This is a genomic window from Streptosporangium sp. NPDC049644, from assembly GCF_040675205.1.
Taxonomy (GTDB): domain Bacteria; phylum Actinomycetota; class Actinomycetes; order Streptosporangiales; family Streptosporangiaceae; genus Streptosporangium; species Streptosporangium fukuiense.
The window spans coordinates 1-2,210 of record NZ_JBFAOJ010000235.1; the positions used below are offsets into that span (position 1 = coordinate 1).

Below are 2,210 nucleotides of genomic sequence, written 5' to 3' on the forward strand. Positions count from 1 at the left end.
GGCGACGCCGAAGCGCAACTGAACGCGATCGTCGACAAGCAGCAGGCCGCCGCAAACGCGATAGAAGACGCTCCGCCTCCTCCGGTTGGTGTGAATGTCGGCGGCTGAGCAGCAGCGCGCCGCAGCGGCCTACCAGGCGCAGCAGCGGGCGCTCTCGTCGACTCTCGTCCGTGATCTCGTGAAGCTGTTGAAGATGCTGTTCACCGTGGAGCGGGCCGAGGAGTCGTGGCCGGCGACGCAGATGGCGCTCGCCGCGATGGTCGTCGCGTCGAGGCAGCAGTCTGCGAACCTCGCCGGACCGTACTACCAGCGGTTGCGGACTGCGGCCGGCCTGCCTGGCGGGGTCGTGCCTGCAGAGCCGCGGGAGCTCACCTCTGACCGGTTGTCGGCGGCTCTCGACAGTGCCGGCATGGCCGTGATGCGGCAGTCGCTGCGGCTGGGGGCGACGCCGGCGCAGGCGCGGGATCGGATGGCGGTCACGTTGTCCGGAACCGCAACCCGGCTCGCTCTTGAGGGCGGTCGGGATGTCATGGAAGCCACCTCCCACGACGACGAGGGCGCGCTCGGCTGGGCCAGGATCGGCGACGGCGACCCGTGCTCATGGTGCGCAATGCTGATTTCCCGCGGAGCCGTCTACGAGTCCGCCAGAACCGCAGGTGACAGTAGGTATGGCGGCGCCACCTATCACGACCATGACGGCTGCCAAGCGGTGCCGATCTTCGATGCCGACAGCCCTCTCCTGAACGCGGCAGACAGCCTGTACGCCGACTGGAAACGCGTCACCGCAGGCACCGGCGGCGACGAAGCCCGCAAGGTTTGGCGCCGCTACTGGGAAGGCCGCGACAAGCCCGCGGAGGTGTGATGGCCGGCCGCGTCACCTTGGTCTGTGGACCACCCGCCGCCGGTAAGAGCACGTGGGCCGAGGCCCGCGCTGGCCCCGGAGATCAGATCGTCGACCTAGATGCGATCTGCCGGTCACTCGGATCTCGCTCTTCTCACGACCACCCACGCCACATCAAGCGGATGGCTGAACGGGTCCGGCGAAGCCTCGAAGAGCAGGTGGTCGATGGCGACGGGGAGAGGTTCGTCATCCGATGCCTGCCGTCCGCCGCTGACCGTGAGGCTGCCGCCGAGCGTCTCGGTGCCCGCGTCGTAGTCCTCGCTGTCCCCGCGGACGAAGCGATCGGTCGGGCTCACGCCGACGGCCGGCCCGACTGGACCGAGGCGGCCATCCGTGACTGGTGGGGCCGTTATGAGCCCTCACCTGTCGACGAGTTTCCCGATACCTGACTTTTCCCTCTGACCGGACCAGCCGACAGGCAGGTGCCGGTCTTTCCGCATGCCCAAAGACCGCCGACACGGCGGCTTTTCCCGACATGGGAGTTGCAATGTCTGACACCGCACCCGAGTTCGCCGAGCCGGCCGAGCCGACGCAGGAAAACCAGGACGTCGACGACGTCTCCTCTGAGGAGCCCGACACGGGTGAACCGCAGGAGCCGGAGAAGGACTGGGAAGCCGAGGTCTCGAAGTGGCGCAGCATGGCCAGGAAACATGAGGCCACGGCTAAGGCGAACGCTGAGGCGGCACGAAAGTACGCCGAGTTCGAAGAGAGCCAGAAGACCGAACAGCAGCGTTTGGCCGACAGGGTCGCCGCTGCTGAGCAGAGGGCCATCGCAGCGGAGATCGGCCGGGCCAAGCTCGTTGCCGCCGCAGCGCACAACATCCCGATGAGTCTGCTGGACCGGCTCGGTGGCACCTCTGAGGACGAAATCAACGAGGCCGCCGAGGAACTGGCTGCTGAGTTCGAGGCCGAATTGGGCCGACGTCTTGCTGCGGTCCAGCCCCCGCATGTCCCGGGTTACGAGGACGAGCCGGAGCAGCCCGCTTGGAGTCGGCCGGTTGAGGCTCTCACGCCGGGCTCGTTGCCCGCTGGCTCAGAGCCCGAGGACCCGAACGAGGCGTTCCGGCGCTTCCTCGGCCGCTAACCACCCTGATCACCGCAGCTTCCGGATTCCTTGCACGGGGCCCGGTGCCGCTGCATGCCTGAAAGCGAGATCCCCGTGCCCACCTATAACGCGATGACCACCCGCGACAACGCTGATGACCCGCTGATCCCAACTCCGGTCAGCAGCCAGATCATCCAGGAGATGCCGACCAAGAGCTTCATGCTCGCCCGCGCTGGTCAGGTGCGGATGTCGACCAAGACGCAG

Annotated in this window: 3 protein-coding genes; all 3 read left to right on the forward strand. The window is 67.4% G+C overall.

Translation table 11 applies throughout. From position 1 onward, the window contains the following. Positions 1 to 94: 94 nt before the first annotated feature. Complete coding sequence (locus AB0J58_RS44695) at positions 95 to 862, forward strand: hypothetical protein (protein WP_357795812.1); 768 nt, start codon at positions 95 to 97, stop codon at positions 860 to 862. Further along, positions 862 to 1,290: an AAA family ATPase gene (locus AB0J58_RS44700; RefSeq protein ID WP_357795815.1), complete on the forward strand. Its 429-nt coding sequence runs from the start codon at positions 862 to 864 to the stop codon at positions 1,288 to 1,290. Before AB0J58_RS44695 ends, AB0J58_RS44700 begins: the two co-directional genes overlap by 1 nt. A 98-nt stretch (positions 1,291 to 1,388) precedes the next feature. After that, complete coding sequence (locus tag AB0J58_RS44705; RefSeq protein ID WP_357795818.1) at positions 1,389 to 1,985, forward strand: hypothetical protein; 597 nt, start codon at positions 1,389 to 1,391, stop codon at positions 1,983 to 1,985. Positions 1,986 to 2,210 lie beyond the last annotated feature (225 nt).